Below are 23,946 nucleotides of genomic sequence, written 5' to 3'. Positions count from 1 at the left end.
TTATCCTGCAACGCTGTCAACTATTTTTTACCTGTTCTTGACCACACGGCTTTGTTTAAAGCTAAAAGCGGCGCCGTGCTGGAGCAGAGGGCCGGATATCGCACCATTAAACGGCCCTGGCGGAGCCAGGCGCGCCGAAAAGGAGACCAATTCGGCCGGATGCCGTGCATTGCATTCACCACTTAATCACTGTATAAAATAAAAAATATTCTTGACAAGCAAAGTATCAAATATTACCCTCTGCCCCGTTACTGTTCCACCCAAAAGTGCTACAGTACCCGCCGGGGGGGCCGCTGCAGATCAGGCAAGAGAGCGGCAGCGGCATTTATAGATGGAATCGGGAGGGGTTTTGAAAGAGAAAGAGAAAAGGCTGAGATTCAACACCAAACTGATCCACGGCGGGACCTCGCCCGGGCCTTACGGCGCCACCAAGACCCCCATAGTCCAGGCATCCGCCTTCGCCTACGACACGGCGGAAGAACTGGAGGACATCTTCAGGGGGAGAGCCATAGGGCAGGTGTACACCAGGATCGGCAACCCCACTCTGGAGACGTTGGAAAAGAGGCTTGCCGCGGTGGAGGAAGGCATCGCAGCCATCGTCACCGCTTCGGGCATGGCGGCGATTACCACCGCGGTCATGGCCGTGGTGAGAAGCGGCGACGAGGTCCTCTCCTCCTCATCCCTTTTCGGCGGCACCTATTCGCTCTTCCATGACACGCTGGCCAACTTCGGGATCTGCACGCGCTTCGTCGATCCCGTCGACTTGGCCGCGGTCGAAGACGGCGTCAACGACAAAACCCGGCTCATCTTCGTGGAAACCATCGGCAACCCGAAGATGGACGTCCCCGACATCGCTTCGTTCGCAGCCGTAGCGAAAAAGCACGGCATCCCGCTCATGGTAGACGCCACCGTCTCCACACCGTACCTCGCGCGCTCGAAGGACCTTGGGGCTGACATCATCGTCCACTCCACCAGCAAGTACATCAACGGGACCGCCAACTCCATAGGCGGCGCCATCATAGACGCCGGCAGCTTCAACTGGCAGAACCCGAAGTTCCCGCACTTCGAGCAGTTTCACCGCAAATACCGCTCCTTCGCCTTCACGGCACGGGTCCGCAAGCTGATCCACAAGGATTTCGGCGCCTGCGCCGCGCCGCTCAACTCATTCCTTTCGGGCGAGGGGCTGGAGACGCTGGCCCTGCGCATGGAACGGCACTGCTGCAACGCGATGGAAGTGGCCCGGTTCCTTCAGGCGCATGAAAAGGTCGCCTGGGTCAACTACCCCGGCCTCGAGGATTCCCCCTTCCACGAGGTGGCGAAGCGCCAGTTCGCCGGCCGGTTCGGCGGGCTTCTGACCTTCGGGCTTGCGGACAGGGCCACCGCCTTCCGCGTCATCAACAACCTGCGGCTGGCCAGCAACCTCGCCAACATCGGTGACACGAAGACCCTGGTGATCCATCCGGCGAGCACCATCTGCGCCGACTACACCCCGGAGGTCAAGGCGCTCATGGGAGTAAGCGAGGAGCAGGTCCGGGTCTCGGTGGGGATCGAGGACATAGAGGACATCCTCGAGGATTTCGCGGCCGCGCTGGAAACTGCCTGAGGGAAAGCCTCTGTTCTTTACCAATCATCTATGATACTAAAAGGAGTGTTCTTAATGAACCTTACAGTCAACGGCAAACCAGCCAACATCGCAGAAGAAAACCCGGTCCCGGTCAGCCAACTGCTTGAACTTCTCCAGGTGGAGCAGCGCGAATACGTCACCGTCGAGCTGAACGGCGCCATCCTCGACCGCGGCGACTTCGACGCAACGGTCAAGGATGGCGACAACGTGGAATTTCTCTATTTCATGGGTGGAGGTAGATAGTGAAGCTCAGCGAAGAACAGATCACCCGCTATTCCCGGCACATCCTTTTGAAGGAAGTCGGGGGGAAGGGGCAGAAGAAGCTGCTTGAGGGGCGCGTGCTGATCATCGGGGCCGGCGGCCTCGGTTCCCCGATCGCACTGTATCTGGCGGCGGCCGGCGTGGGCACCATCGGCATCGCGGACGCCGACGAGGTGGACCTCTCCAACCTGCAGCGCCAGGTCATCCACACCACGCCGGATCTCGGCAAGGCAAAGGTGCTCTCGGCCAAGGAAACGATGCTGGCGATAAACCCGGAGCTCACGGTGAACACCTACCAGACCTGGGTTTCCGCAGAAAACATCGCCGGCATGATCGCCGACTACGACTTCGTCATCGACGGCACCGACAACTTCGCGGCCAAGTTCCTCATCAACGATGCCTGCGTCCTCGCCGGCAAGCCCTACTCCCACGGGGGCATCCTGCAATTCGACGGGCAGACAATGACGGTAAAACCTGGGGAATCCCCCTGCTACCGCTGCATCTTCCCGGAGCCCCCGCCGAAGGACGTGATACCTACCTGCTCGCGGGCAGGCGTCATCGGGGTCCTTCCCGGCGTCCTCGGCACCCTCCAGGCGACCGAGGCGATCAAGTACCTTTTGGGAGCCGGCGACCTTCTGACCGGGCGCTTGCTCACCTACAACGCGCTCAGGATGCGCTTCAGGGAGGTTCCGGTGAAGAAGAACGCCAGGTGCCCGATCTGCGGCGACCACCCGACCATCACCGAACTGAAGGACGAGCTGGACGCGATGACCGTCTGCGACCTGGGGCACTGACATGGTCGAGATCCCCAAGGAGATACTCGATGCGGTGGTGAGCCACGCGCAGGGCGGCTTTCCGCTGGAAGTCTGCGGCATCCTGGGCGGCAGCGGGAAGGTCGTGGCGAGCCACTACCCGATGACCAACACCGACGCCAGCAACGACCACTTCATGATGGACCCGAAGGAGCAGTTTGCCGTGGTCAAGGCGCTGCGGGCTAGCGGGGAGGAGATGCTGGTGATCTACCACTCACACCCCGAGTCCCCCGCCCGCCCCTCCCAGGAGGACATCAGGCTGGCATTGACCCCCAACGTGCACCACCTGATCGTGTCGCTTCAAGAGCGGGATAAGCCGGTCGCCAGGGCGTTCCGGATCGAGGCAGGCGTGGTCGAGCCGGTGGAGCTGTCGGTGATTTAAAAACACAAGCCAAAGCGGAACACAGAGGTCCCGGGGGAAAAACAGTTGCGGTCACAGAGAAAAAGCTGTGGTTCCCCGCTGTTACCTCGCGCTAGTTCAGGCATTGCTTTGAAATTTAGGAGAGACTCGTGGCAGACCAGAAAATAGACCTGAAGAACCTCAAGGCCGGCGGCTTCATCAAGGAGCGCGGCAAAGACATGTTCACCGTGCGGCTGCGCGTCCCCGGCGGCAGGATGTCGGTGGACCGTCTGGCGAAGATCGCCAACGTGGCGCAGAAATACGGCAAGGGGTACGTCCACCTCTCGGTGCGCCAGTCCATCGAGCTGATCAACATCAAATTCACCGATTTCGACGCGGTGGTGGCCGAGCTTGGCGAAGAGCAGCAGAAGGTCGCCTCCTGCGGCGCGCGGGTCCGGGTCCCCACCGCCTGCGGCGGCTGCGAGTACAACCCAAACGGCCTGGTCGACACCCAGAAATCGGCGCTGGAGGTCGACGAGAAGCTCTTCGGCACCGCCACAGGGCATCACAAGTTCAAGGTCGGCTTCGCGGGCTGCCCCTTCGACTGCCCCAAATCCGCCACCAACGACGTCGGCCTCCAGGGGGCCGTCTGGCCTGCGCTCGACGCCTCGGACTGCATCGGCTGCGGCCTCTGCGCCAAGTCCTGCACCGAGGGGGCGCTCAGCATGGGCGCCGATGACAAGCCTGTCTTCGACGACGCCAAATGCATCTACTGCGGCGACTGCATCAAGGTCTGCCCGACCAACGCCTGGAAGACGGAAAAGAAAGGGTATACCGCGCGCATCGGCGGCAAGTGGGGACGGCGCCCGCTGGTCGGAACGGTGTACGCCACCTTCCTCCCCGAGGAGCGGGTGGTCGACTTCATCGGGTCGGTCCTTGCCTGGTACCAGGAAAAAGCCGAAGGTGCGGGAAGGGTCCGCATCGGCGATATCATCCTGCGCGAAGGAAACCGGTCGCTTCTCGACCACCTGCGCCAAGGTTTCCCCGAGGTCGTGGTGGCAAGCACCCTTGACCCGCAGATCATCAACACCCAACTGCCGCTGGGCAAGCCCTGGTAAGCGGTATCCTGCTCCCCCGCCCGGGACGCGTTTTGGACTTTTGAAGGAGAGAAAATGGAAACCATAGATTTACGCGGCGTCTCCTGCCCCACCAATTTCGTGAAGGCCAAGCTGGAGCTGGAAGACATCGAAACCGGCACCACTGTGGAGTTTCTCCTGGACGATGGCGAGCCGGTCAAAAACGTCCCCCGCAGCCTCAAGGACGAGGGGCACAAGCTCCTCGGGCTCAAAGAGGTGGACGGCTACTACGTCCTGACCCTCGAAAAAGGCGACGACTGAATTTAAGGAAACGGCAACTGAACAGATTCGAAGGGGATGAGGGGGGAGCAATTATCGCAGCTGGTTATCCAGCTGCAGCTCGGGAGAAGCTTTAAAGGATGAGCGACAAGGAAAGGAAAAAACGGATATTGGTGGCGATGAGCGGCGGGGTCGATTCATCGGTTACCGCCGCCCTCTTGAAGGAACAGGGGCACGACGTCATGGGGGTCTCTTTGCAGCTTTACGAGCGCCCTGAATCGACCCCGAGCGGCGGGAAAACCTGCTGCTCGCTCACCGACGTCATGGACGCGGCGAGGGTAGCCAAGAGGCTCGGCATCCCGTTCGAGGTCATCGACCTGAGGGAGCGTTTCAAGGAGCTGGTGATCGACAACTTCACAGCCGAGTACGCCGCGGGCAGGACCCCCAACCCCTGCGCCCGCTGCAACGAAAGGATCAAGTTCGGCCTGCTTTTGGAGATGGCCGCCTCCTTTGGCGCGGATCTCCTCGCCACCGGACACTACGCACGCATCGAAAGGGACGGCGAAGGGATCTACCGCCTGCTCAAGGGGCTCGACCCCGGCAAGGACCAGAGCTACTTCCTGTTCGGGATGAACCAGGAGCAGCTCTCCCGCATCATCTTCCCGGTAGGTAACCTGGAGAAGCGCGTGGTACGGGAGCACGCGGCCCGGTTCAACCTTCCGGTGGCCCAAAAGCAGGAAAGCCAGGAGATCTGCTTCATCCCCGACAACGACTACGTCAGGTTCCTGGAAGAATCCGGAGTGACGCCCAAGGAGGGCGACATCGTGGACCGAAGCGGCAACAGGCTCGGAAGCCACAGCGGCATCCACAAGTACACCATAGGGCAAAGACGCGGCCTGGGGATCGCCTGGAAGGAGCCCCTCTACGTCACCGCGGTAGACGGCGCAAGCTCACAGGTCGTCGTGGGTTCGGAGGAAGAATTGAAGACCGCTGGCCTCGTCGCCGGCGAGCTCACCTGGACGGACAAGCCGATAAGCGGCACATTTCATGGCAGCTGCAGCATCCGCTACCGGATGAAGCCAGTCCCCTGCTCGGCCCGGCTCCTCGAAAATGGACGCATGCAGGTGGATTTCGAAACCCCGCAGCGCGCCGTAACCCCGGGGCAGGCGGTCGTCCTGTACCAGGGCGAGAAAGTCATCGGCGGCGGCTGGATAGAGTAGTCAGCTGGGGGAGAAACTGGCCGTGAAAAAAGAAAGAGCCCCTGGCAGCAGGGGCTCTTTTACTGTGTGGGAGAGATGGGCCGAAGCGCCGAGCCGGCTGGACTAAAGGACAGCCCTGAAAAGTCCCCACGCGGCATCTGTTCCTACTTCGGATGCGACGGCGGCAAAACCGGCATCGAGCATCCGCTGCAGGTTCGCAGAACTGTGGGCATCGCTTCCGATGCAGGCATAGACGCCGTGGCGCAGGAACAGCAGCGCCCGCTCCCTGATCTCGCTGCCGTAAAACCCGGCAAAGCTACCCAGGTTCCCCTGGAACAGGCAACCACACTGCAGCATCGCGGCCACCTCCCACTCCTCGAAATCCACTGCAGGTTGACGTCCAAGCATGACGGAGAGAGCTCCGCGCAAACCGTGCTCCGCGACTGCGGGCTCGAAGGCGCGGCACCTTTCGGGATGGGCTATGAGCGGTCTCAGGCCCAGTCGGGTAAAGGCGTCGACCATCGGGCGCAACAGTTCCGGGCCGGACCGGAACGGGACTTCCACGAGGATTCTTTTCTCCGCTCCGATGGTGAAGGCGCCGCTGAGCCGCCCGGGGAGGGACTCGTCCAGATAGTGCTCGCACCCGGGCATAAGCTTCAGCGGGATGCCGGCTTCGTTCAGCAGGCATTGCAGGATCTGCGTGGCGCGCCCCACCCGCGGCGGGTCGTTCTCGTAGCAGCCACTGATCAGATGTGGGGTGCAGTAAACGGTGGAAAAGCCGAACTGGTGGAGGATGCGGGCCATATTCAGGGACTCGTCGAGGTCAGTGGCTCCGTCGTCGAGGGCGGGAAGCAGGTGGCAGTGGTAGTCGATCATCTCTTTCATGTACATCTCTCTAACATCTAAGTAGTTCCAAGTCAAAAATTCTTACAGGCTCTGCCTTTTTCCCCACCCCTCTCCCTTCTCCCGCCGCTTGCCATCCGCCGCCTCCCCGGTAGAATAGTGCTTTGTCGGTCCGGAGGGAAAATTGGCAAAAACAACGTTAAAAAACACACATTTGCCTCACTTCCTGGAACTCCTTCGCGCCTTCGGCGAACTGCATGGACCTATGCTCAACGAGCACGGCGTCCTCTGCTTTGCGCCTCTCGCCTCAACCTCGGAGCTGCAGCTTAACTACTCGAGAACCCAGATCCCGCCCAAGAAATACCTCTTTCCATTCAGGGAAGAGCTCCTGCAATACCAAAAGGGAAGTTACCGGCAGGCGATCACGCACGGCTCCGAGACCGTCCTTTTCGGCGTTCATCCCTGCGATTTGGACGGGATCGCGTATCTGGACCAGGTTTTTCTCAACGAGCAGCCGGACCCCTGCTACTCGGCCCGGCGCGCAAGCGTTACCCTAATCGGCATCTCCTGCCAGCCGGACGATTTCTGTTTCTGCTCAGGTCCGCGCGCAAGTGCGGCCTGCGACCTTTTCCTGCAGGCAAAAGAAGATGGCTATAGCCTCAGCGCACACAGCGCAAAGGGAGAGGCGATAAGCGCAGCTGCGGCGGAGTTTATGGCCGAAACGGCTGAGGAGATGGAGCCGGCACCGTGCGGGTCGTGCAACGTTCTCCCGCAGGACCCGCAGCTGCGTTTTTCCGACCATCCGCTTTGGCACAAATTCGAGGAAACCTGCGTTTCCTGCGGCGCCTGTTCGGTCTGCTGCCCCACCTGCTACTGCTTCGACGTGAGGGAATACCCTTCTCTTTCCGGTGGGGGTACCAGGGTGCGCGAGTGGGACAACTGCCTCTTCGTAACCCACGGCGAAGTGGCAGGTGGGAACTTCCGGGCCACCCGCCTGGAGCGGCTGCGCTATCGCTTCCTGCACAAGTACTGCGGCTTCACGCCGCTGACCGGCATGACCTCCTGCGTGGGTTGCGGCCGCTGCAAGGAATTTTGCCCGGTGCACATCGACCTGCGCGAGCTGTTCCAGGATGCCCCCACCGCCTGCCGGAGCACGCCATGACCGCCAGAGAGAATCATTCGGACACCCCCTTCGCAGCCCGGCTTTTACGGCGGCTCGACCTCAGTGAGGACACAGCCCTCTTCACTGTCGCCCCGGAAGATGCGGCGTTACCCCTCCTCTCAAGCTTCACACCCGGGCAGTTCGTCCAGCTCTCCGTTCCCGGGGCGGGCGAAATCCCCATCTCCCCCGCAGACCTCCCACAAAAAGACGGCACAGTGGATCTTTGCGTGCGCCGTGTGGGGCACGTGACCCAAGCGCTGCACCAGGCGCCGGAGGGAGCCCGGCTCGGTCTTCGCGGCCCATTCGGCACCGGGTTTCCGCTCCCTGAAATGGAGGGGCACCCGGTACTGCTCCTGGCAGGGGGGCTCGGCATCGCGCCCTTGCGCTCCCTGCTGATGCACCTTCTGCGCAACAGCGACCGCTTCGGGGAGATCACGCTGATGTACGGCGCCAAGCAGCCGAAGCTGATGCTCTTTCGAGAAGAACTGGCCGAGTTCGCAGCACGCCGCGGGCTGCGTCTCTACCTGACGGTCGACTTCGCGCCCCAAGAGCCCTGTGGAGGTTTCTCCTGCGCCGTCGGGCTTCTCCCCGACCTCTTGAGGGGGTTCAGTTTCGATGCCGCCAACAGCTACGCGGCGGTATGCGGCCCCCCCGCGCTCTACCGCTGCCTGGGGGCCGACCTGGAGGCGGCCGGGGTGGCGCCGCAGCGGATCCTTTTGAGCCTGGAGCGCAGGATGCGCTGCGGCATCGGGCGCTGCTGCCACTGCGCGCTGGGGCAGAAACTTTGCTGCCTGGACGGGCCGGTCTTCCCTCTGAGCGACCTGAAACAGATACCGGAGGCGCTATGAACCGCCCAAGGCTCGCCATAGCCGGGCTCACCGCCTGCTCAGGGTGCCAGCTGACACTTCTCAACTGCGAGGAGGATCTGGCCGAGGTCGCGGCCCGTTTCGAGCTGGTCTCCTTTCCTATGGCGGAAAGCGTCGAGGGTGGTGAGCCCTTCGCCGCGGCCATCGTGGAGGGGGCCGTCTCGACCCCGCATGACCTTGCCAACCTGTTCCGGCTCAGAAACTCCAGCCGTCTCTTGGTGGCGCTCGGCACCTGCGCCATCTTCGGCGGGGTCGCCGCGATGAACAATGTGGTCTCGGTCAGGGAAGAACTGGTCGCGGCGGTCTACGGAAAGGGGGAGAAGAAAGGGGAAAGCTTCGCACCTGCCCCCCTCGAGAACTTCGTCAGCGTCGACTTCTCCATCACCGGCTGTCCGCCGGAAAAGCACGAGGTCATCGCCCTGCTCTCAGCCCTTTTGTCCGGGACGCTTCCCCCGCTAGCGACCTACCCGGTCTGCACCGAGTGCCGCAGCAGGGAGAATCTCTGCCTGCTGTTGGAGCGAAAGGAGCTTTGCCTCGGCCCCGTCATCCGGGGGGGGTGCCACGCGCGCTGCCCGGCTACGGGGATCGTCTGCGAGGGTTGCCGCGGGCCCGTGCGCGAAGCGAACGTGGCGCAGGAGCTGGAACTTTTGCTTGAACGCGGCTTCGGCAGGGACGAGGTCGAGCGCAGGTTGAGACGATTCAGACCGGAGTGGAACTATGGGCAGCGTCGTTGAGTTGAACCTGACCCGGGTGGAGGGGCACGGCAGCGTCAAGGTCTACCGCGAGGGGTCGCGCGTGGAGCGGGTCGAGCTTTGCCTGACCGACTCGCCGAGGCTCTTCGAGGCGCTGCTGGTCGGCAAGAGCTACCTCGAGGTGCCGGAGATCGTCTGCCGCATCTGCTCCCTCTGCTCGACCGTGCACAAGGTGGCCGCGCTCCTGGCAGTCGAGAACGCCTTCGGCGTCGAAGTCTCCGAGGCGACTGCCCTGACCCGCGCGCTGATCATGCAGGGGGGGATGATCCAGGACCACGCGCTGCACCTTTACTGCCTGCTGCTTCCGGATCTCCTGGGGGTGCCGGGGTTGACCGGGCTGGCCCAGAAGGCGCCCGAACTCCTCAAAACTGGGCTTGCCGTCAAGAGGGTCGGCAACATGATCCAGGAGACGGTCGGCGGCCGCCTGATCCACCCCGTCAACATACGGCTCGGCGGCCTGGGCCTGCAGGTGGGAAAAAAGGAGCTGCTGCGCCTGCGCCAGGAGCTGTTGTCGGTGATTCCTGCCTGCCGCGAAGCCTACCGGCTGTTCCGCACCCCCTTCCCTTTCCCGGAGCTCCCGTCCCCGAACGCGCTGGCGCTGGAGCCATGCGAAAACGGTCAGGTAACCTCGGCCCGGTGCCGGATGGGCGGGGGGAATTCTTTTGCCGTCGCCGCATACCGCGAAGCGGTGGAAGAGAGCGTCCTCCCGTACTCCAACGCGAAATACTCGAAGGTGATGGGAAAAGAGGCCACGGTGGGGTCGCTCGCCAGGCTTTGCCTCGGAGTCAGCCTGAGCACGCAGGCCCAGGCCATATTCGATGAGGTGAAGCACGAGATCCTCGACAAAGACATACGGGGCAACAGCCTCGCCCAGGCCATAGAGCTCTGCGACGCCGCCGAGCGCGCCCTCGAACTCATCGACCGTCTCCTCGACCAAGCACCAGGCGCGCTCGGCAACGTGACCCCTGTGCCGTGCCAGGGTAGCGGCAGCGCCGCCTGCGAAGCGCCCCGCGGCCTACTGATCCACAGCTACGGCTTCGATGCAGACGGCATCTGCACCTACGCCGACGTGGTCACCCCGACGGCGTTGAACCAGGGGGCCATGGCGCGCGATCTGCTGGCGCTGGCGCGTGGGATGGAAGGTGAAGATACGGAAAAGATGACCATGGCACTGGAACGGATGATAAGATGCTACGACCCCTGCATCTCCTGCTCCGTGCACGTGCTCAAAGCCTGAGACTACCCCTTTCGCGACTTGCTTGGCTGTCGGCTACACTGGCACTGAGTGTTGGCCCCGCGACTTCATGAACCTGATTGCAACGTTTATTGCCTCGCAACTGTCATACCAGAAGCTGTGCCATGAGCTGTAATAGACTGCTGTCTACCTGGCTTTTGGCAGCCAAAGCGTTTGAAATGATTTGCGGTTGAGCCGAATGGCCCAAAAGGGAAAATAACTATTTATCGCATAGTTATATCAGATGAATTTAATCTCATCTCTATCTTGACACTCATAACGACGTTGATAGACTTGCACACAAGTTTCGCATTCACTGCGAGCAGCTCTGGGATACTCGTAGCGCATCCCGTTGGGTCCCTGACTACCTTTCCTTATCAAAATGTTCCCGGTTCCGGACGTGGTGAGCAAGCCCTCATACAGCAGAGGGAAGCCTGAAGCGCCTCACCGGGCGATGTTGCGACTGAGGTCAGTAACTCAATACTTCCCGCCACGGTATCCCGGAGCACCAACAAGATTGGCGTTATTCGGGCAACGCTGAACGCGACTTGTCTCATCCGCCAGGCGGCCTCTCACCCGCCTCAAAAAGGGGAACCGCAACCGGGTCAACCGCACGGTCGCCAACACCGCACGGCATCACCGGGGAAGGTTCCACTGACGGATTGGTAGAAAGTGTCCCGTCTCAACGCCAATGCAAAAGAAAAGGCCACTGGTCCCGGAACCAGTGGCCTTTTTTTGCGGGCCAGGCAGCATCCGCGCCCGCATCGTCCCCCTTTTTAAGCCTCCCTGCGGGGCCCGCTTCCTCCCATCAATTCAACTAGTTATATTCAGTGGAGAATTCCAGAGGCTAGTCTTCCACAAAAACTGTGGATAACTCTGTGGGAAAAGCCGTGGCGGGGAAAATAAATCTCTGAGTAATCGGCCCGAACTGGCATTTTGCCTAAATTTTAAGCAGCTAAAATCGGAGGCGGCAAAAATAATGGCCGCGGTTTTCGCCGCAGCCATTTTACCTTCCTCCCAGGTGGGGTCATTCCACGTTCAGTTTCTTGACCCTCTGCGTAGCCGCCTCGCTCTTCAGTATCCGCACCTCAAGAACCCCATCCCTGAAGCTTGCGCGCGCCGTGTCGGTGATGGTTTCCACCGGGAGCCGGCAGGTCCTCATGAAAGAGCCGTAGGAGCGCTACACCCGGTAGAAGTCCTTCTGCTCGACCCGCTCCTCCTTGCTCTTCTTCCCGGAGATGGTGATGCTGTCCGGGGAGAGCTGCACGTCGATGTCCTCCTTGCGGATGCCGGGTATCTCGGCTTTGACCACCACGGAGTCGCCATCTTCGAAAACGTCCACCGGCAGGTAGAGCTCCTCCATCTCCCCCCCCGCCATGCGCTGCGACCAGAGTGAGAAGAAAGGCTTCTTGAACACCTCGTCGAACATCCGCTCCATCTGCGCCATCGGCGAGGTCGAGTGCCGCCCCTGCAGATCTCCCCTCTCGCTCTCCCGCTCCAACTGCCGTCTTTCGCTTTGCGGACGTTCGTCCCGTCTGAGAATATCCCGTTCTTTTTCGAGCATTTCGCAGTCCTCCGATCCAGGTTGATTTTAAGATCAGAAAACCTTAATTCTGCGACTGAGAAAGTCAAGCGGGAGCGCCGCGGGATCCTTTACGCCTTGAGCCCCGACTCAAGGTCCGGGTAGAGGAGCTCTATCCCCAGCTCGTCAAGCATCTTGCGGTTCGACACCACCCGCCCCTCCGAGAAGTAGGAGATCATCAGCGGTGTCATCACCCGGCGGGCCTCCTCCATAGTCACCTGGCGCGGCCGCGGGAGCCCGAGCCGGTCGGCCGCGGCGTTGAAATAGCTGGTCATGGTGGTGGAACAGCCGTCGCTCACGTTGAGCACGGCGCCATCCTTTCCCTTTTCCAGCGCGGCAAGGCAGATGCGGGAGAGGTCGTCGGCATGGATCCTGTTGCTGGGAAGGGACTCCTCCTCGCGCAGCACCGGCTGCCCTGTGGTGAGCTGGGTGACGGGGAGGCGGTCGGCAGCGTAGATGGCGGTCACCCTCAGGATCACCACGGGAACCCGGCGCTCCCTCCCCCACTCCGTTACCAGGCGCTCCGCGTGCAGCCGGCGCTTGCCCCTGGTCGTCTGCGGGTTCGTCTCGCTCTCCTCTGTGACCGTCGCCGTGCCGCAATCGCCGTAGACCGCGCTGGTCGAGATGTAAACGATCTTTTCCGGCTCCTCTCCCGTGGGGATGGAGGCGAGGAAGTTGCGCATCCTGGTATCCTCGTGGCCTCCCCCAGGAGGTGGGGCGAGGTAGATCACCCCTGACCCCTTCGTCGGCAGCCCGAAAAGCGTCTCCGGCTGGTCCAGGTTACCCTGGTACGACGCTGCACCTGCTACCTGTTCCTCGTTCCTTCTGAAGGTGGACACCTTCAGACCCCGCCCTAGCGCCAGCTCTGCGACGCGTCGTCCGATGGCGCCGCATCCAACTATCAGCAGATGTTCCATGTATCGAGCCCCTTTCCAAATTTAAAAAGCGATGAGCAGCACCTTTGCCACCACAGATCACGCTGTCCGTGCTGTTCCGGGAGGAGATCCGCCGGCCCGGCCCATCGCTGATCACTGTCTGTCGGCCCTCTCTATCTATCAGAAAAGACTCCCCTATGGCCAGCAAAATTGCCCGGTTTGACCGTCCTGCCTCCTTACCCGTGTATCTTTTAAAAATATTTTAACATGTTAAGGTTTAGCTTTTCGCGGAGGAGACGGCGATGAAACATGCGACCGGGACCTACGTCATGCTGCTCCTGATGGCAGGGTTGACCACGGGAGATCTCCAACCGAAGCCGCAGCGGGAGCCGATCGACCAGGAGGAGTACCTGGAAGCGGACGACTGGTTCGAGGCGGGGGTGCTGCTGAACAGCGAGGGGCGGTACGGAGACGCCGCCCTGGCCTTCAGCAAGAGCATAGCCCTCTCTCCCGGCAACTCAGTCTCCTGGCTGAACCTTGGAACCGCACAGGCCCTGACTGGCGACTACCCGCGCGCCATCGAATCCCTGAAGAAGTCCACGGCTCTCGACCCAAAGCTTGCCCTCGCCTTTTCCAACCTGGGGGAGGTCTGTTTCCGGGCCGATCGCTACCAGGAGGCGGTAGAGGCCTACACCTCGCTGCTCGCGCTTTGGCCCGACAACGCCAACGCCCTCTACAAGCTGGGTCTGGCGCATCTTTTTCTGGATCAGGCAGGAAAGGCGCAGGCCGAGTACCTCACGCTAAAGATCGTAGACCCCGAACTGGCAGAAAAACTTAGAAACGCTATAATACAGGGGTTTCAGTAGCTTGAATGGAGGGACCCCATGCGCTATTCGCCGCTTCTCACCGATCTTTACGAGTTGACCATGCTGGCCGGCTATCTGGACCAGGGGATGCAGGACCAACCGGCCGTATTCGACCTCTTTTTCCGCACCCCTCCCTTCCACGGAAGCTACGCAGTCTTCGCCGGGCTGGAGAGCGCGCTCTGCTACCTGGAGGAGCTCCGTTTCAACGACGAGGAATTGAGCTACCTGGACGGTCTCAAGATCTTCCGTCCCGCGTTCCTGTCGTACCTGGAAGGTTTCCGGTTCCGGGGAAGCGTCACCGCACCGCCGGAGGGGAGCGTAGTATTCGCCCGGGAACCGCTCCTCACCGTGGAAGGAAGCCTCGCCGAGGCGCAGTTCGTCGAGACGGCGCTCCTGAACATAATCAACTTCCAGACTCTCGTCGCCACCAAGGGGGCGAGGATCACGCTTGCCGCCAGCGGAGGCATCGTCCTCGAATTCGGCCTGCGCCGGGCCCAGGGTCCCGACGGAGGGCTTTCCGAGGCGCGGGCCGCCTACATAGGTGGGGTGCGCTCAACCAGTAACGTCATGGCCGGCAAGTGCTACGGCATCCCGGTGCGGGGTACCCATGCGCACAGCTGGATCATGGCCTTTCCCGACGAACTTACCGCCTTCCGCCACTACGCCGGCACCTTCCCCGACTCATGCATCCTGCTGATCGACACCTACGACACCCTGAAAAGCGGCCTCCCCAATGCGCTCATCGTAGCCCGCGAGCTGAAGGAAAAAGGGCACGACATGGTGGGAGTGAGGATAGATTCCGGCGACCTGGCTTACCTGTCGCGCAAGGTCCGCGCCGCCTTCGACGCCGCAGGGTTTCCGGGGGTGAAGATCGTCGCCTCCAACGAGCTCGACGAGTACGTGATCGAGTCGATCCGCGGCGAAGGGGGGAGGATCGACATCTACGGCGTAGGCACCAGGCTCGCCACCTGCGCAGGAGAGGGAGGAGGCGCTTTGGGCGGCGTCTACAAGCTGGTCCGGATGGGGGAGGAACCGAAGCTTAAGCTGACCAGCGACCTGGCCAAGGCCACCCTTCCCGATCGGAAAAAAGTGCTGCGTGCGGTATCCCCGGACGGCTCCTTCATCCAGGACGTGATCACCCTGTATAACGAGGAGCTGCAGCCAGGGGACCGGGTGTTCGACCCGGCCAACCCGCTACAGCATATCCGCCTCCCTGCAAACGCGAGGCTCGTGGAGGTGAGAAGCATGGTGATGCGCGAGGGGGTCAGGTGCGCCCCCTCCCCCACACTTGACGCCTGCGCCGACCTCGCTTCGCGGGAGCTTTCCCTGCTCCCGCAGGGGTGTCACCGGCTGGTCAATCCCCACCTCTACAAGGTCTCCATCAGCCAGGGGCTGAACACCCTGCGGCTCAAACTCATGTCCCAGATTCAAGACCGTTATGCGACCGAGCAGCACGCCGGGGATACGGCATAGGAGGCGACCATGCAACGCCGAGGAGCACTTCTTGTGGTAGATGCCCAGGTGGATTTCTGTCCCGGCGGTGCGCTTCCCGTCCCCCAGGGCGACCTGGTGGTCCAGGCGCTCAACCGCTATCTGGATCTCTTCAAGCAAAGGAGCGCGCCGATCTTCGCCTCGCGCGACTGGCACCCGAAAAAGAGCAAGCACTTCAAGGAAAACGGCGGCGAGTGGCCCGCCCACTGCGTCCAGGGGACCCTGGGCTCGGAGTTTCACCCGGCCCTCATGCTCCCGGGCGACACCATCGTCATCTCCAAGGGGATGGCGCCCTGGGACGACGGTTACTCCGCCATGCAGGGGGTGACCGAGAACGGCACCCCGTTCATCATGCTGCTGCGGCGCATGGAGCTGGACCGGCTCTACGTGGGAGGGCTCGCCACCGACTTCTGCGTCCGACAGACGGTACTGGAGGCGTTGAAAGCAGGGTTCTCGGTGACCCTTCTCACCGACGCCATCGGCGGGGTCGACCTGAGGCCGGGGGACTCGGACCGGGCGGTGGCGGAGATGGTCCACTCCGGCGCCGACGTCACCACCCTCGCCTCCATCGGCGCCGCCGTGGTCTGGGACCGGTCGCCACCGCCGCGCCATGGACGCGGATAGCAAACAAAAATATACCCTCGGCAAAATTCAGAACGCCGGGGGTATTTTTTTTTGACACGTCATGAGAAACGCGCTAGATTACGGCACATTAAAAACTGCTAGCGCGGGAGTCTCAGATGATCAAGACCAACAACCTCAAGGTAAAAAGCATCACTCCGATCATTGCACCTACAGACCTCAGACAGGTTTTTCCCATGTCCGAGAAATCCGGGACCTGCGTGAGCAACAGCCGCGCGGCCATCACCAGGATCTTGAAGGGGGAGGACAAGCGGCTCATGGTGGTCGTCGGCCCCTGCTCCATTCATGACCCCAAGGGGGCGCTCGAGTACGCCGAGAAGCTCGCCGCGCTTGCCAAGGAAGTCTCCGAGGAAATGCTTTTGATCATGCGCGTGTATTTCGAGAAGCCGCGCACGACCATCGGCTGGAAGGGGCTCATCAACGACCCGGACATGAACGGCACCCACCAGATCTCGAGGGGGCTCGGCATCGCCCGCGGCCTTCTCTGCAAGATCACCGAGATGGGGCTTCCGGTCGCAACCGAGATGCTAGACCCGATCACCCCCGAGTACCTGGCCGACCTCCTCTCCTGGGGCGCCATCGGGGCCCGCACCACCGAATCCCAGACCCACCGCGAGATGGCGAGCGGCCTCTCCTTCGCGATAGGGTTCAAAAACGGCACCGACGGCAACCTCCAGATCGCCATCGACGCCATGAAGGCGGCTCTTCACTCCCACAGCTTCCTCGGCATCAACCGCGACGGCCTGACCTCTATCATCCAGACCACGGGGAACCCCGACGTGCACATGGTGCTGCGCGGCGGAAGCAAGAAGCCGAACTACTCCCCCGAGGACATAGCGAAGTCCGAGGAGCTGATTGCCAAGGCGGGTCTTTCCCCCACCATGATGGTCGACTGCAGCCACGGCAACTCCGAGAAGAAGTACGAGCGGCAGCCCGAGGTGATGAAGAGCGTGATCGACCAGATCGTCGCCGGCAACCGCAGCATCTCCGGCGTGATGATCGAGAGCTACCTGAAGGAAGGGAACCAGCCCATGCCCAAGGACGGCGATCCCTCGTCCCTCGCCTACGGCGTCTCGATCACCGACAGCTGCATCAGCTGGGAGACCACCGAAGCCACCCTGCGTGAAGCGCACCGCAGGCTTAAGGCATGCGGCGGGAGGAAGATCTCTTAAAAAGAAAAGGCGGATCACAGAGGACGCAGAGGAAAAGCCAAGGCGGTCACGGAGGAAACTAAACGGTTCTGCAGTCCCCCCTGATTTAACCTCGGTGACCTCCGCGCACCTCTGAGTCCTCTCTGATCCACCTCTAAAGGTTAAAAAAAAGGCCCCGAGCTTTCGCCGGGGCCTTTTTCTTTTCGCTGTCTCTGATCTGCTACTTCGCGGTCACGAGGTAGAGCGGCTTCACGAAGGTCGCCTCGGTGGCGGCCCTCACCTCTTCCACCACCTCAGGGGAAACCGCGGAGTCGAGAGAGAGGATGACCATCGCCTCCCCTTTCTTCTCGCGACGCCCTAGGTTCATCGAGGCGATGTTGATTTCGCGGGCGCCCAGGATGGTGCCGATCTTGCCGATGATCCCCGGACGGTCTCCGTAGGCCATGAGCAGCATGTGCTCTTCCGGGCGGAAGTCCATCTGGTAGTCGCGCAGCTTGACGATGCGCGGGACCCCTTCGAACAGGGTGCCGCTGATGAGCCTCTTCTCGCCGGGCCCCTCGATGGTGATGGTGATCATGTTGGAGAAGGCCTCGGTCTGGCTGGACTTCACCTCCTCGACCACGATCCCCATGCTGTCCGCCACGAGCTGCGCGTTGACCATGTTCACGTCCTGCTCGACCCTGCGGTTCAAAAGTGAGGCAAGCCCCAGGACCGTGATCGGCGTGCAGTCGTACTGGGCCAGGTTGCCGGTGTAGGTGAAGGTGATCTTGTTCAGGTTGGTGTCGGCCAGCTGGATGACGAAGTCGGACAAGACGTTCATCAGGTTCAGATAGGGGCGCATCTGCCCCATGAGCGCCGCGTCGAACCTCGGGATGTTAATCGCGTTTTCCAGCGGTTGCTCGTCGAGGTAATGGAGGATCTCGCGGGAGACGTCCACCGCCACGTTCACCTGCGCCTCGAAGGTGTTGGCCCCAAGGTGCGGCGTGACCACCATCTTCTCGTGGCCGATCAGCTTCTTCAGGGTCTCGGTGTCGGGGGGCTCCTGGCTCCATACGTCGAAGGCCGCGCCGGCCACCTTGCCGGAATCGAGCGCCTCGAGCATAGCCTCCTCGTTGATGATGCCGCCGCGCGCCGCGTTGATGACGATGACCCCTTCCTTCATGGCGGCGAGTTCTTTCTTGCCGATCATGCCCTTGGTCTCAGCGGTAAGCGGGGTGTGTACGGTGATGATGTCGCAGACGCGGATGATCTCGTCCAGAGACACCAGCTTCACGCCAAGGTCATGCGCCCTTTTCTCGGCGATGTACGGGTCGCAGGCAAGGACTTCGCACTCGAAGGCCTTGAGGCGGGTGGCGACCCTCCCCCCTACCTTGCCTAGGCCGATGACGCCGGCGGTGCGCCCTTTGAGCTCGTAGCCGGTGAAAGGAGCGCGCTTCCAGGCGCCTCCCTTGAGGGACGAGTTTGCCTTGGTGACGTTGCGGCAGAAGGAAAGCAGCAGCGCCATGGCGTGTTCCGCCGCGCTGTTGGTGTTGCCGAAAGGTGCATTGACGACGATGACGCCCTTGGCGGAGGCATAGTCGACATCCACGTTGTCGACGCCGACGCCGGCGCGCGCGACCATTTTCAGCTTGGTCGCTGCGTCAAGCAGGGGCTTGTCCACGGTGGTGCCGCTTCTGGTGATGATAACGTCGTAATCACCAATGATCGCGTAAAGCTCTTCCTTCTTCAGTCCCAGCTTGATGTCCATCTGCACGCGCGGGTCGCGCTGCAAAAGTGCCAGTCCTTCCTGAGCCACTTCATCGGTTACGATAATCTTCATTGCCACTCCTTTGGTTTGGGTTAAAACCGCTCTTGCTTAAAGGTTCTACGATCTCATATGCATACTCCCCTGCCCCGTGGGAGAGGCGGGAGAGGAATTGACTCACGGTATGGCAACTTTCTTGGCCTCGGCGATGAAGCGCCTGACCTTGTCGTGGTCCTTGCGGCCGGGCGAAAGCTCCACCCCGCTGGAGACGTCCACCGCGTAGGGGGCGACCTGGGCTACAGCCTGGGCCACGTTTTCCGGGTTGAGCCCGCCGGCCAGGACGATCCTCCCCTGTTCCTTGGCGGCCACGGCGTGTTCCCAGTCGAAGCGCTCGCCGGTCCCGCCGTGGGAAACCGGGGAGTAGGCGTCGAGGAGGTAGGCCGAGACCTTGTAATCGGGAAGTGCGGCGAGAGTCTCGGGGCCGCGCACTCGGAACGCCTTCATCACCCTCCTGCGCACGAGGCCGCAGTACGCCGGGCTTTCTTCGCCGTGCAACTGGACCAGGTCGAGCCCGCAGGTGTCGGCGGTGCGGTTGACGAAATCGAGCTCGGCGTTGACAAAGAGCCCCACTACCTGGATGAAAGGGGGGAGCTCCCGGATGATCCTCGCGGCGGCATCCGGACCCAAGCAGCGCGGGGACTTCTCGAAGAAGACGAAACCGAGGGCGTCGGCACCGGCCTCAACCGCCATGAGAGCATCATCAAGCGATGTTATGCCACATATCTTGACCTTTGTCATCGGCGTATACCCTTAAAATTACTCAATTTCCCATTCGCAACGGGGAAAACCGCTTCGAAGCGGGCCATCTTTTCAGGCTGAAGAAACATCCATTCCAGCAGGCCGATCTTTGGCAAGGGCTCCCTCATCCGCCCCTTCGGGGTCTTTCTCTCAGAAGGAGAAGGGATGGACGCGATCCTTCCGGGGAGCCCGGTTTACCTAGAACGACACCTTCGGAAGCCGCTCCAGCGACTGCCGGATCATCTCCTCAGGGTACTCGAAGTCCTCCAGCGCCCCAGAGAGGTAAGCGTCGTAGGCCATCATGTCGAGCTGGCCGTGACCGGAGAGCCCGAACAGGATTGTCTTCTCCTTCCCTTCCTCCTTGGCCAGCACCGCCTCGTCGATGGCGGCGCGCACGGCGTGCGAGGATTCCGGCGCCGGCACGATCCCCTCGCTCCTGGCGAAGAGGAGCGCCCCCTCGAAGCAGGCGTTCTGCTTGTACGACTTCGCCTCGATCTCGCCGGCGTGGTAGAGCTGCGAGATGAGGGCGGACTCGCCGTGGTAGCGCAGACCTCCCGCATGGATTCCCGGCGGCATGAAGTCGTGCCCCAGGGTGTACATCATGGTGATCGGGGCGAGCTTCGCCGTGTCGCCGTAATCGAAGGCGTAGACACCCTTGGTCAGGGTCGGGCAGGAAGCGGGCTCCACGGCAAGGCAGCGCACCTTTTTCCCGTTGGCGCGGTCGGAGAGGAAGGGGAAGGCGAGCCCGGCGAAGTTCGAGCCGCCGCCGCAGCAGGCGATGACCACGTCCGGGTAGTCCCCGGCGAGTTCCATCTGCTCCTTCGCCTCCAGCCCGATCACGGTCTGGTGCAGGCAGACGTGGTTCAACACGCTCCCCAGAGCGTAGTTCGTATCGTCATGGGTGGCGGCGTCCTCCACCGCCTCGGAGATGGCGATGCCGAGGCTCCCCAGGTTGTTCGGGTCGTGCGCCAGTATCGAGCGCCCGGCATTGGTGAACTCGGAGGGGGACGGGATCACCGTCGCGCCCCAAAGCTGCATCATGCTCTTCCGGTAAGGCTTTTGGGTGCAGGAGACCTTCACCATGTAGATGGTGCACTCCAGGCCGAACATGGAACAGGCCAGAGAGAGCGAGCTCCCCCACTGCCCGGCACCGGTCTCGGTGGCGAGCCTGCGGATCCCCGCCTGCTTGTTGTAGTAGGCCTGCGGGATGGCGGAGTTGGGCTTGTGGGAGCCTGCGGGCGAGACCCCCTCGTACTTGTAGTAGATCTTCGCCGGTGTCTGCAGCGCCTGCTCGAGCCTTCTGGCCCTGAACAGCGGGGCCGGTCTCCAGAGCCGGTACTTCTCGCGCACATCTTCGGGGATATCGATCCAGCGTTCGGTAGACATCTCCTGTTCAATCAGCGACATGGGGAAGATCGCGCTCATGTCCTCGGGAGTAACGGGCTTAAGCGTCTGCGGGTTGACGACAGGATGCAGCGGCCCGGGCATGTCGGGGATGATGTTGTACCACTGTTTAGGGATGCGGGATTCATCGAGCATAAACTTGGTATTCATAGCCACTCCTTTGGACGGATTGTCGTAATTAACCCAGCAGTTCGCGCAGCTTAGCGCCGAAATCTTCCTCGCGCATCAGCGACTCGCCGATCAGGAAGGCGTGCAGCCCCTTCGACATGAGGTGCACGATCTCCTCGCGCCTGTTGATGCCGCTTTCCGCAACCACCAGACGTCCCTGTGGCACCAGCGCGGCCAGCCGCTCGGAGGTGGCAATGTCCACCACGAAGCTCCTGAGATCCCGGTTGTTGACGCCGATCAGGGTGCAGTCGGTCTGCAGGGCGGTCTCCAGCTCCTTCTCGTCGTGCACCTCGAGGAGCACGTCCATGGAGAGCTCCTGGGCCAGCGCGGAGAAGTCACGCAGCTGGTGGAGATCCAGCATCGCGGCGATCAAGAGGATGGCGTCGGCCCCGGCGGCGCGGGCCTGGTAGATCTGGTAAGGGTCAAAGATGAAGTCCTTGCGCAAAAGCGGGAGCGAGACCTCCTCCCGGATCGTGGCGAGGTAGCTCAGGTGCCCCATGAAGAAGTGTTCGTCGGTGAGGACGGAGAGGCAGGTGGCGCCGTTTTCCTGGTAGGTGCGGGCGATCTGCAGCGGGTCGAAATCCGGCCGGATCAGCCCCTTGGAGGGGGACCCCTTCTTTACCTCGGCGATAATGGGGGTCCAGCCGGAAGAAAGCGAGTTGATGAGAGCCGCCTGGAACCCGCGCGGATGGTCCTCCAGCTCGGCGAGCCGGTCCATGATCTCGATGAGCGGCACCTCCGCCTTCATGGCGGCGACTTCGCCCTGCTTGTAATCGACTATCTTCTTCAGCACATCGGGGAGCTGCGTCATAGAGATAAATCCTTCCTGATCCTGCGACCCTCTTCTATTCCCTCAGTTCTCCCTCCCCCAGCGGGGGAGGGTCGGGGTGGGGGAAGCTTTATTCCGCCTCGTTGGTGAGCGCGACCAGCCGCTCCAGCTGCTTCATGGCGGCACCGGAGTCGATGGTCTCGGCGGCGAGACGGATCCCCTCGGCGACGTCCTTCGCTTTCCCTGTGGCGACCAGGGCGTACCCAGCGTTCAAGAGGACGATGCGCCTCTTGGCGCCGTCCTTGCCGGAGAGGATGTCCCTCACGATCACCGCGTTTCCCTGCGCGTCGCCGCCGTGGAGCTCGGTGAGCGGGGCGCGCTCCAGTCCGAACTGCTCCGGGGCGACCTTGTAGAGCTTGACGCCGTCAGCGGAGATCTCGGCGACGGTGCTCTCCCCGGTCAGGGTAACCTCGTCCATGCCGTCACAGCCGTGCACCACGAAGCCGCGGCTGCAGCCGAGCTTTTTCAGGACCAGCGCCAGTTTCTCCACCAGGTCCTCCCGGTAGACGCCGAGCACCTGGCAGTCCGCGCCGGCGGGGTTGGTAAGGGGGCCAAGGATGTTGAAGATGGTGCGGATGCCGATCTCGCGCCTGGGGCCGATGGCGTGCTTCATGGCGCCGTGCAGGGCGGGGGCAAAGAGAAAGCCGATGCCGATCTGGGCGATGCTCCGCTCGACCACCTCGGGGGTGACGTCGAGGTTGACCCCCAGGGCCTCCAGGACGTCGGCCGAGCCGCAGGAAGAGGAGACCGCGCGGTTGCCGTGCTTGGCGACCTTGACGCCGCAGGCGGATACGATGAAGGCCACGGTGGTGGAGATATTGAAGCTGTTGGTGCCGCTGCCGCCGGTGCCGCAGGTGTCGAGGATGGTCTCTCGGTCGAGGTTGATGTCGTCGCGGTCGATGCCGAGCACGCTCTTGCCGACCCGGATGGGAAGCGCCCGGTCGCGCATCACGCGCGCGGCGCCGGTGATCTCGTCGACCGTCTCCCCCTTCATCCTGAGGGCGGTGATGAAAGACGCGATCTGGGCAGGTGTGGCACCGCCGGACATCACCTGGTCCATCACCTCGATCATCTCGGCTTCAGAAAGATCCTGCCTCTCCACCACGCGTGCGATTGCCTTGCGAATCATAGCCGCTCCTTTTCAACCAAAGATCAAAAGCATCACCAAATAAAAAAGAAAGGCAGCACTGGGGAAAACAGCGAAAGACGGGGTGATCCGGTGCGGGACGTTCTCCTTGCCTGGCCATGCATTTGCGCCGCCAGCCAGGGAACCGGGCCCGGGCACAAGGCCTGCGGGTCCCTGGGGGCGTGAAATTACTTCGTCATCTGCAGAAAGTTTTGCAAAAGCTCCATACCACCCTCGGTAAGGATGGACTCTGGGTGGAACTGTACTCCCCAGATCGGGAGGGTGCGGTGCCGCATCCCCATGATCTCCCCCTCGGCCACCCACGCGGTCACCTCGAGTTCAGCGGGAAGGGACTCGCGCTCGACGATCAGCGAGTGGTAGCGCGTGGCCGCAAACGGGTTGGGAAGGCCGGCGAAGAGCCCCTTGCCGTCGTGCAGTATCGGCGAGGTCTTGCCGTGCATGAGCGTCGCGCTCTTGACGATCCTGCCGCCGAAGGCGTAGCCGATGGACTGGTGCCCGAGGCAGACGCCTAGGATCGGGATGCGCCCGGCGAAGTGACGCACCACCTCTACCGAGATACCTGCCTCCTCCGGCGAGCACGGCCCCGGCGAGATCACGATGCGATCGGGCGCCATAGCCTCGATTTCGGCCAGGGTGATCTTGTCGTTTCGGTACACCCGGACCTCTTCGCCCAGTTCGCCCAGGTACTGGACGATGTTGTAGGTGAAGGAGTCGTAGTTGTCTATCATCAGGAGCATGTGGTTAACCTGCCGAAATTGGAGAGTTTTTACGAAAGCAACATGGGAAGTCGACGCGGAAGGC

23 protein-coding genes, 1 other RNA gene and 1 pseudogene are annotated in these 23,946 nt (G+C 62.0%); 16 read left to right on the top strand and 9 right to left on the bottom strand.

What is annotated here, in order from left to right:
* Positions 1-349: 349 nt before the first annotated feature.
* The 7 genes from GEOBRER4_RS09095 to mnmA all read left to right on the top strand — a co-directional run bounded on the left by GEOBRER4_RS09095 (position 350) and on the right by mnmA (position 5,612).
* The gene (locus GEOBRER4_RS09095; protein ID WP_185245129.1) at positions 350-1,603 is read left to right on the top strand and encodes an O-acetylhomoserine aminocarboxypropyltransferase/cysteine synthase family protein; all 1,254 of its coding nucleotides are present in this window, start codon (positions 350-352) and stop codon (positions 1,601-1,603) included.
* A 54-nt stretch (positions 1,604-1,657) separates the two neighbouring features.
* On the top strand, positions 1,658-1,867 hold the full coding sequence (thiS, locus tag GEOBRER4_RS09090; RefSeq protein ID WP_185245128.1) for a sulfur carrier protein ThiS: 210 nt from the start codon (positions 1,658-1,660) through the stop codon (positions 1,865-1,867).
* Positions 1,867-2,679: a HesA/MoeB/ThiF family protein gene (locus tag GEOBRER4_RS09085; RefSeq protein WP_185245127.1), complete on the top strand. Its 813-nt coding sequence runs from the start codon at positions 1,867-1,869 to the stop codon at positions 2,677-2,679. Before thiS ends, GEOBRER4_RS09085 begins: the two co-directional genes overlap by 1 nt.
* Position 2,680: 1 nt before the next feature.
* A complete protein-coding gene (locus GEOBRER4_RS09080) occupies positions 2,681-3,079 on the top strand; it encodes a M67 family metallopeptidase (protein ID WP_185245126.1) in 399 nt (132 codons plus the stop codon).
* 128 nt (positions 3,080-3,207) lie between these two features.
* Positions 3,208-4,155 carry a 4Fe-4S binding protein gene (locus GEOBRER4_RS09075; RefSeq protein WP_185245125.1) on the top strand — a complete coding sequence of 316 codons (948 nt, stop codon included), beginning with the start codon at positions 3,208-3,210 and terminating at the stop codon, positions 4,153-4,155.
* 54 nt (positions 4,156-4,209) lie between these two features.
* Entirely contained in the window at positions 4,210-4,434 is a 225-nt protein-coding gene (locus GEOBRER4_RS09070) for a sulfurtransferase TusA family protein (protein ID WP_185245124.1), read from the top strand.
* Positions 4,435-4,532: 98 nt separating this feature from the next.
* Positions 4,533-5,612, top strand: a complete 1,080-nt coding sequence (gene mnmA, locus GEOBRER4_RS09065; RefSeq protein WP_185245123.1) for a tRNA 2-thiouridine(34) synthase MnmA — start codon at positions 4,533-4,535, stop codon at positions 5,610-5,612.
* Positions 5,613-5,714: 102 nt separating this feature from the next.
* Here the strand turns inward: mnmA and GEOBRER4_RS09060 are convergent, their stop codons facing one another.
* Positions 5,715-6,476 carry a tyrosine-protein phosphatase gene (locus GEOBRER4_RS09060; RefSeq protein ID WP_185245122.1) on the bottom strand — a complete coding sequence of 254 codons (762 nt, stop codon included), beginning with the start codon at positions 6,474-6,476 and terminating at the stop codon, positions 5,715-5,717.
* Positions 6,477-6,618: 142 nt separating this feature from the next.
* On the opposite strand from GEOBRER4_RS09060, the gene GEOBRER4_RS09055 reads away from it, so the two are divergent.
* The 5 genes from GEOBRER4_RS09055 to ssrS all read left to right on the top strand — a co-directional run bounded on the left by GEOBRER4_RS09055 (position 6,619) and on the right by ssrS (position 10,959).
* A complete protein-coding gene (locus GEOBRER4_RS09055) occupies positions 6,619-7,596 on the top strand; it encodes a 4Fe-4S dicluster domain-containing protein (protein ID WP_185245121.1) in 978 nt (325 codons plus the stop codon).
* The gene (locus GEOBRER4_RS09050; protein WP_185245120.1) at positions 7,593-8,444 is read left to right on the top strand and encodes an FAD/NAD(P)-binding protein; all 852 of its coding nucleotides are present in this window, start codon (positions 7,593-7,595) and stop codon (positions 8,442-8,444) included. Before GEOBRER4_RS09055 ends, GEOBRER4_RS09050 begins: the two co-directional genes overlap by 4 nt.
* Entirely contained in the window at positions 8,441-9,196 is a 756-nt protein-coding gene (locus GEOBRER4_RS09045; protein WP_185245119.1) for an NADH-quinone oxidoreductase subunit B family protein, read from the top strand. Before GEOBRER4_RS09050 ends, GEOBRER4_RS09045 begins: the two co-directional genes overlap by 4 nt.
* Complete coding sequence (locus GEOBRER4_RS09040) at positions 9,180-10,451, top strand: nickel-dependent hydrogenase large subunit (RefSeq protein WP_185245118.1); 1,272 nt, start codon at positions 9,180-9,182, stop codon at positions 10,449-10,451. The genes GEOBRER4_RS09045 and GEOBRER4_RS09040 overlap by 17 nt, the downstream gene beginning before the upstream one ends.
* A gap of 319 nt (positions 10,452-10,770) precedes the next feature.
* Positions 10,771-10,959, top strand: a non-coding RNA gene (gene ssrS / locus GEOBRER4_RS20430) — 6S RNA.
* Between the two features lie 516 nt (positions 10,960-11,475).
* Here ssrS and GEOBRER4_RS20060 read toward each other — a convergent pair.
* Both GEOBRER4_RS20060 and GEOBRER4_RS09030 read right to left on the bottom strand, forming a co-directional pair.
* Positions 11,476-11,877, bottom strand: a pseudogene (locus tag GEOBRER4_RS20060) (Hsp20/alpha crystallin family protein).
* Positions 11,878-12,101: 224 nt separating this feature from the next.
* On the bottom strand, positions 12,102-12,947 hold the full coding sequence (locus tag GEOBRER4_RS09030; protein WP_185245117.1) for an NAD-dependent epimerase/dehydratase family protein: 846 nt from the start codon (positions 12,945-12,947) through the stop codon (positions 12,102-12,104).
* A gap of 260 nt (positions 12,948-13,207) precedes the next feature.
* Here GEOBRER4_RS09030 and GEOBRER4_RS09025 point away from each other — a divergent pair, with 260 nt between their 5' ends.
* From GEOBRER4_RS09025 to GEOBRER4_RS09010, 4 genes are all read left to right on the top strand, one after another.
* Positions 13,208-13,771 (top strand): tetratricopeptide repeat protein, encoded by a 564-nt coding sequence (locus GEOBRER4_RS09025; protein ID WP_185245116.1) that lies wholly within the window; start codon positions 13,208-13,210, stop codon positions 13,769-13,771.
* Positions 13,772-13,789: 18 nt separating this feature from the next.
* Positions 13,790-15,244 (top strand): nicotinate phosphoribosyltransferase, encoded by a 1,455-nt coding sequence (locus tag GEOBRER4_RS09020; protein WP_185245115.1) that lies wholly within the window; start codon positions 13,790-13,792, stop codon positions 15,242-15,244.
* Between the two features lie 9 nt (positions 15,245-15,253).
* Positions 15,254-15,886 carry an isochorismatase family protein gene (locus tag GEOBRER4_RS09015; RefSeq protein ID WP_185245114.1) on the top strand — a complete coding sequence of 211 codons (633 nt, stop codon included), beginning with the start codon at positions 15,254-15,256 and terminating at the stop codon, positions 15,884-15,886.
* A 116-nt stretch (positions 15,887-16,002) separates the two neighbouring features.
* Positions 16,003-17,076 carry a 3-deoxy-7-phosphoheptulonate synthase gene (locus GEOBRER4_RS09010; protein WP_185245113.1) on the top strand — a complete coding sequence of 358 codons (1,074 nt, stop codon included), beginning with the start codon at positions 16,003-16,005 and terminating at the stop codon, positions 17,074-17,076.
* A gap of 199 nt (positions 17,077-17,275) precedes the next feature.
* Here the strand turns inward: GEOBRER4_RS09010 and serA are convergent, their stop codons facing one another.
* The 6 genes from serA to GEOBRER4_RS08980 all read right to left on the bottom strand — a co-directional run bounded on the left by serA (position 17,276) and on the right by GEOBRER4_RS08980 (position 23,882).
* Positions 17,276-18,874: a phosphoglycerate dehydrogenase gene (serA, locus tag GEOBRER4_RS09005; RefSeq protein ID WP_185245112.1), complete on the bottom strand. Its 1,599-nt coding sequence runs from the start codon at positions 18,872-18,874 to the stop codon at positions 17,276-17,278.
* 102 nt (positions 18,875-18,976) lie between these two features.
* Positions 18,977-19,597, bottom strand: coding sequence for a phosphoribosylanthranilate isomerase (locus GEOBRER4_RS09000; RefSeq protein ID WP_185245111.1), 621 nt, complete (start codon positions 19,595-19,597; stop codon positions 18,977-18,979).
* 198 nt (positions 19,598-19,795) lie between these two features.
* Positions 19,796-21,151: a TrpB-like pyridoxal phosphate-dependent enzyme gene (locus GEOBRER4_RS08995; protein WP_185245110.1), complete on the bottom strand. Its 1,356-nt coding sequence runs from the start codon at positions 21,149-21,151 to the stop codon at positions 19,796-19,798.
* 28 nt (positions 21,152-21,179) lie between these two features.
* A complete protein-coding gene (gene trpC / locus GEOBRER4_RS08990) occupies positions 21,180-21,980 on the bottom strand; it encodes an indole-3-glycerol phosphate synthase TrpC (protein WP_185245109.1) in 801 nt (266 codons plus the stop codon).
* A gap of 88 nt (positions 21,981-22,068) precedes the next feature.
* Entirely contained in the window at positions 22,069-23,127 is a 1,059-nt protein-coding gene (gene trpD / locus GEOBRER4_RS08985) for an anthranilate phosphoribosyltransferase (protein ID WP_185245108.1), read from the bottom strand.
* Positions 23,128-23,312: 185 nt separating this feature from the next.
* Positions 23,313-23,882 carry an anthranilate synthase component II gene (locus GEOBRER4_RS08980; RefSeq protein ID WP_085812896.1) on the bottom strand — a complete coding sequence of 190 codons (570 nt, stop codon included), beginning with the start codon at positions 23,880-23,882 and terminating at the stop codon, positions 23,313-23,315.
* Between the last annotated feature and the right edge of the window lie 64 nt (positions 23,883-23,946).

Origin of the sequence: Citrifermentans bremense (assembly GCF_014218275.1) — a bacterium.
Taxonomy (GTDB): Bacteria; Desulfobacterota; Desulfuromonadia; order Geobacterales; family Geobacteraceae; genus Geomonas; species Geomonas pelophila.
Note: the sequence above shows the minus strand (reverse complement) of the source record. Positions and strands in the feature narration are given on the sequence as shown.

Coding starts and splice junctions, on each gene's coding strand:
- GEOBRER4_RS09000 (WP_185245111.1), bottom strand. CDS start 19,597: ATGACAAAGGTCAAGATATGTGGCATAACATCGCTTGATGATGCTCTC.
- GEOBRER4_RS09020 (WP_185245115.1), top strand. CDS start 13,790: ATGCGCTATTCGCCGCTTCTCACCGATCTTTACGAGTTGACCATGCTG.
- GEOBRER4_RS09010 (WP_185245113.1), top strand. CDS start 16,003: ATGATCAAGACCAACAACCTCAAGGTAAAAAGCATCACTCCGATCATT.
- GEOBRER4_RS09015 (WP_185245114.1), top strand. CDS start 15,254: ATGCAACGCCGAGGAGCACTTCTTGTGGTAGATGCCCAGGTGGATTTC.
- GEOBRER4_RS09030 (WP_185245117.1), bottom strand. CDS start 12,947: ATGGAACATCTGCTGATAGTTGGATGCGGCGCCATCGGACGACGCGTC.
- serA (WP_185245112.1), bottom strand. CDS start 18,874: ATGAAGATTATCGTAACCGATGAAGTGGCTCAGGAAGGACTGGCACTT.
- mnmA (WP_185245123.1), top strand. CDS start 4,533: ATGAGCGACAAGGAAAGGAAAAAACGGATATTGGTGGCGATGAGCGGC.
- GEOBRER4_RS09050 (WP_185245120.1), top strand. CDS start 7,593: ATGACCGCCAGAGAGAATCATTCGGACACCCCCTTCGCAGCCCGGCTT.
- GEOBRER4_RS09060 (WP_185245122.1), bottom strand. CDS start 6,476: ATGAAAGAGATGATCGACTACCACTGCCACCTGCTTCCCGCCCTCGAC.
- GEOBRER4_RS09045 (WP_185245119.1), top strand. CDS start 8,441: ATGAACCGCCCAAGGCTCGCCATAGCCGGGCTCACCGCCTGCTCAGGG.
- GEOBRER4_RS09025 (WP_185245116.1), top strand. CDS start 13,208: ATGAAACATGCGACCGGGACCTACGTCATGCTGCTCCTGATGGCAGGG.
- GEOBRER4_RS09070 (WP_185245124.1), top strand. CDS start 4,210: ATGGAAACCATAGATTTACGCGGCGTCTCCTGCCCCACCAATTTCGTG.
- thiS (WP_185245128.1), top strand. CDS start 1,658: ATGAACCTTACAGTCAACGGCAAACCAGCCAACATCGCAGAAGAAAAC.
- GEOBRER4_RS08995 (WP_185245110.1), bottom strand. CDS start 21,151: ATGAATACCAAGTTTATGCTCGATGAATCCCGCATCCCTAAACAGTGG.
- GEOBRER4_RS08980 (WP_085812896.1), bottom strand. CDS start 23,882: ATGCTCCTGATGATAGACAACTACGACTCCTTCACCTACAACATCGTC.
- GEOBRER4_RS09040 (WP_185245118.1), top strand. CDS start 9,180: ATGGGCAGCGTCGTTGAGTTGAACCTGACCCGGGTGGAGGGGCACGGC.
- trpD (WP_185245108.1), bottom strand. CDS start 23,127: ATGATTCGCAAGGCAATCGCACGCGTGGTGGAGAGGCAGGATCTTTCT.
- GEOBRER4_RS09080 (WP_185245126.1), top strand. CDS start 2,681: ATGGTCGAGATCCCCAAGGAGATACTCGATGCGGTGGTGAGCCACGCG.
- trpC (WP_185245109.1), bottom strand. CDS start 21,980: ATGACGCAGCTCCCCGATGTGCTGAAGAAGATAGTCGATTACAAGCAG.